3 protein-coding genes are annotated in these 4,228 nt (G+C 64.3%); all 3 read right to left on the reverse strand.

From position 1 onward, the window contains the following. Positions 1-139 (reverse strand): hypothetical protein (locus GXY33_10915; protein NLX05642.1); only part of this gene is annotated, 139 nt, incomplete at its 3' end. 396 nt (positions 140-535) lie between these two features. Continuing rightward, positions 536-3,478, reverse strand: a complete 2,943-nt coding sequence (locus GXY33_10920) for a hypothetical protein (protein NLX05643.1) — start codon at positions 3,476-3,478, stop codon at positions 536-538. Further along, positions 3,478-3,867 (reverse strand): BlaI/MecI/CopY family transcriptional regulator, encoded by a 390-nt coding sequence (locus tag GXY33_10925; GenBank protein NLX05644.1) that lies wholly within the window; start codon positions 3,865-3,867, stop codon positions 3,478-3,480. Before GXY33_10925 ends, GXY33_10920 begins: the two co-directional genes overlap by 1 nt. Positions 3,868-4,228: the final 361 nt, after the last annotated feature.

Consider the following 4,228-nt stretch of genomic DNA (forward strand, 5'->3'; position numbering starts at 1 on the left):
CCGCCAGGGTGGCTTGCTCCTCCTTCAGGCCGTTGATCATGGACACGGTCCGGTAAAACAAAACCACCGTCACCGCCACCAACACCAGGTAAATGACATTCGGAAGAACCAGCTTCTGCCTCAGACTTAGTCTGCTCACGATACGCACCTCACTTGTGCTTCGGGTAGTCCTGCTCAAGCCAAAATTGGCTGCCGTATCCCGAATCGGTCGATTTCCCCCAACACTTGCTCATGGCCTGTGAACCAAAAAACACTCCAGCCTTACAGCGTCCCAGCTCATGTCGTATCAACCGGTTACAGCCGCTTTTCAGGCGTCCAGCCCCGCTTTGCATCTTTAATCGCCAATCTCCCGTCTGCGCGGTCCGATAGTCGCGCCCGATCCAACAGGGTTGGCGATGGAATCAAGCGGTATCCGTCGAAGCCGTCGGAGAGGGATTTGTTCCGCGGCCTCAAGAACATCCGCACGCACGAATTGGGGCAGACCGCCAGCACCCCTGACCTCGCCGACTGGTCTTGCCGGGAGCGTCTTGCTCGATCACCGCTGCGTCGCCGGGTCCGCCCTCGTCGGCCGATCCTCCACCAGTCCGGCCCGCAGGGCTTCAACCATCCGCTGCACTTCCTGCTCGGTGAATCGACCGACGATAGCCGCCTGCTCGCGCATCTTGCTCCGGATGACCGGGGCGGAGACCACCGTTCCGTCAACGAGGATGGCGACCGCGTTGCCGATGTTCTCTTCCGTCAGTTCCGCGAACCGCTGGGCTCCTTCTTCGTCAAAGATGATCCGCACCATCGGTTCGCCGCGGTTGTCCTGGTCGACGGCGATGTCTTTCAGGCGCCACGGCTCGTTGCGCGTGCTCATCGCGTACGGCGGGCGACCGGCCAACAGCACGTACCGCCTGCCCTGATACTCCGCCTGAACGCCTCCCACATGCTCCAGCCCTTCACGCATCGCGAACCACTGGAACTCATCGTCCCGTTCCCGCCCAGCCGCCGGACCGTATGCCTGCAACTCTTCGACGTACTTCTCCGCCGACTCCACCACCGGCGGCCGCTGTGACCCGCTCGGGTTCAGTACGACCCGAAACCCCAGCGACACGGAGGAGGGCCCGCCGGATTTGTTACCTCCCGCACGCTGACTGGACGCCGCCGTTGCGTTCGGCAGTTCCAGCGATTGCGCCTGAGGGTGGGCCTCTTTGAATCCCTGGACGAACTCTTCGGCCGCGGCTTCATCCGGGAGAAAGTCGCCGTCGCGGATCAGCCACCGGTCTCCGAGCCTGCGTAATCCAAATCCCATCGCCACCGATCGCAGGCCATCGCGGCTGGGGATCACGCCGGTGACCACGCACGCCTCGTTACCATCGGCGTAGGCCTCGGCGATTCGGACCTGGGAGAAATCCAGGGCCCTGTGCAATGCCGAGTAGTTCTTTACCGTACCCGGCACCATATTCTGCTCGGCCCGCTGAAATTCCCCAGTCTCCAGGGCCCTCAGGAACGCCAGCGTCACTGCGACCGGACCTTCTGCCGGAGGGATCTCTTGCGTCCGGCTCTGGTCTTCGGTCGCCGCGGGCTCATTGACTTCAACAGCCACATCCGTCCGCCTGCCCGGCTCAAGCGAGACATTCCGGAACGTGACCCACCGGTACGGCCGGGTCTGGAACCGGAACTCCTTGATCCGGTCAAGCAGGATGGGGAACCTGTAGGTGAACTGAACCACTCCTGTGACCCCGCCGCCGCTGGTGCCAATGGAACGATGCTCGCGTCCCTGCTGATCGATCGCGATCAACCGTACGGCAGGCTTTGTAAACGTGTGAGCGACGCTCATGGCCGTAGTACCGTCGGTCACGTACGGTTCGGCGAACATGACCGCGCCGTCTGTTAAGGCAGAGCTCGCGTTTCCCGAATCGGTGAAGGCAACCGTCTGCCAGGGTGCGGTGGAAATGCCGAAGCGAACGTCGATCGTTTCATAGCTTCCGGGCACCGCGGCGGTGTAGGCCCACAGGTCAAGGACCGGTTTCCCATCCAGACCCATCGGATGTCCGGTGATACTGCCTCTGGTGCTTCCAGGAATGGCCCATTCGTAGCTGAAATCGTCAGCCCCGTCGATGCGCACGGCGAACTCGTAGGCGTCCTGCTTCTCAACCCGTTTGAGCTTACTTCCCGTCTTCTGGTACGGCCGCTGGTCCATGGGCGTGCCGTCGGGCCGCCACCACGGACTCTCGGCGCTGGGATTCCGGGCCACGCCCACCAGTTCCACCGTCACCCCGTCCGCCAGCGTGACCGCAAAATCTTGCGACGGCTGGGTCGCCGGCGCCGAAACCTCAATCGCCTCCTCCGCGTGGGCTTTACTCGTCGCCTTCAACGCCGAGAGGGGCAGCACCACACACGCCGCCCCAGCCAGCGCCGCGACCACCGCCGCCTTCGTCAACCGCCCGCGCCGGCGCGCCGGGTCCAGAATCGCCCGCAGCCGACCCTCAATCCGCGACGTCCGCGCCATCGGCACGGTCGCCGCCGCCACCCGTCGACCCGCCCGATACGACCGCGCGATATACAGCAGATGCTCAGCGTAGTCGCTCGCCCGATGACCAGCCGAAACCACCATATCATCGCACGCCTGCTCGCCCTCAGCCCGCAGCCAACGCCCCGCCAGCCACGCCAGCGGATTGAACCAGTAGATCGCGCACGCCAGCCGGGCCGCCAACTGCGTGAGACAGTCAAGCCGCCGGATATGCGCCAACTCATGCACCAACACCACCCGCGCCCGCTCCGCCGACCAGTGCCTCGAATCGGCTGGGATGAACACAAATGGCCGAACCAGTCCCCACGCCATCGGCATCTCATGCCGACCGTCTCGACCCCGCAGCAACCGCAGTCTTGCCAAACCGAACGGCCGCCGCAATTCATCGAAAGCCTCGGCCAAAGGACCGTCAGCCACCTCCACCGAGCGCCGGGTCAGCCGCCACAGACCGACCAGCCCCAACCCAAAATGCCCCAGCACGGCCGCTGCGCCCATCAACCACGCCGCCACCAGCCACACCGGCCAGTGCGACACCGCATCGGCAGGGGGGCCGACCGCCAACATCTCATCCGGCCCCGCCTCAACGGAATCCGCCGAAGGCACAGCCGCCGCCGGCAAATCCGGACCCCACTCGGTTACCGGCAACTCCGTGTTGTCTTCCGCCGCGGTCAGTGCCGCCGCGCCATCAACCGTGACGACCGGCGCAGCCGCCGACGGTTCGGGCAAAATCGCCACCTGCCAACTCGGCAGCATCACCGAAAGCCCCGGCAACACCACCAGCCCCGCCACCGCCACCGACCAAACCAGATGACGAACCGAAGCCGACCGCCGCCGCATCAACCACGCCGCCAGCCCCGCCGCTGCGATCACCACCAGACCCTTGACCGACGCGTCCAGCAGCACCGCCAACGCCCGCATCGACCACTCCGTAACGCTCCCATGCTCGAACCCCAAGGTCATCATCAGCGACCTCCTTTCCGGGCCTCGTCGATCAGCCGCGACAGGCGGTCCAACTCGTCAGCCGACATCTCCGCCTCCGACGAATCCAGCAGCGCCGCCACCGCCTTCTCCACCGACCCGTCAAAAAACGTCCGCACCACCCGCCGCAAAGCCGACTCGCTCGCCTCGTCACGCGGGTGAGTCGCCCGGTAAACGTACCGCGCCCCGTCCTTCTCATGGGTCAGATGGCCCTTCTCCTCCAGAATCCGCAGCATCGCCCGCACCGCCGAATAACCCGGCGGCGCCGGCAACCCCTCCAGCACCTCCGCCGCCGTCGCCCGACCACGGGCGTACACCACGTCCATGATCTGCCGCTCCCGACGGCTCAACTGACTCTCCAATTCTCGTTTCATCACACGTTCTCCTCTCAGCCGCCCGGCCGATCCAACAACACACCAGAACGGCCCAACCGCCCATGCTAAATTCGTAACATGCTAAGAAATTAGCATGTAGGTGAGCGGAAGTCAAGAGGAAAAAGCTAAAAAATTAGCACCTCCGCGGCGATTGCCTGTTGGTGTCTGTAAAATATTGTGGGCTAACGAGTTGAGTGGTGACTGTCCGGTCCGCCTCCGGGTGCCTGACAAGCCGCTCGCCCGCGGTCACTCGGACAGAAGAATCCCCCGTCCCACTCCGCCGCGCGGGGTGGTGTTGGGATAGTCGGGATTGATTTTCTGCTGGATCAGACGGATCAGGTGTTTGGGGTCGGCGGGCTTC

Source organism: Phycisphaerae bacterium, from assembly GCA_012729815.1.
Taxonomy (GTDB): Bacteria; Planctomycetota; Phycisphaerae; order JAAYCJ01; family JAAYCJ01; genus JAAYCJ01.

Coding starts and splice junctions, on each gene's coding strand:
- GXY33_10925 (NLX05644.1), bottom strand. CDS start 3,867: ATGAAACGAGAATTGGAGAGTCAGTTGAGCCGTCGGGAGCGGCAGATC.
- GXY33_10920 (NLX05643.1), bottom strand. CDS start 3,478: ATGATGACCTTGGGGTTCGAGCATGGGAGCGTTACGGAGTGGTCGATG.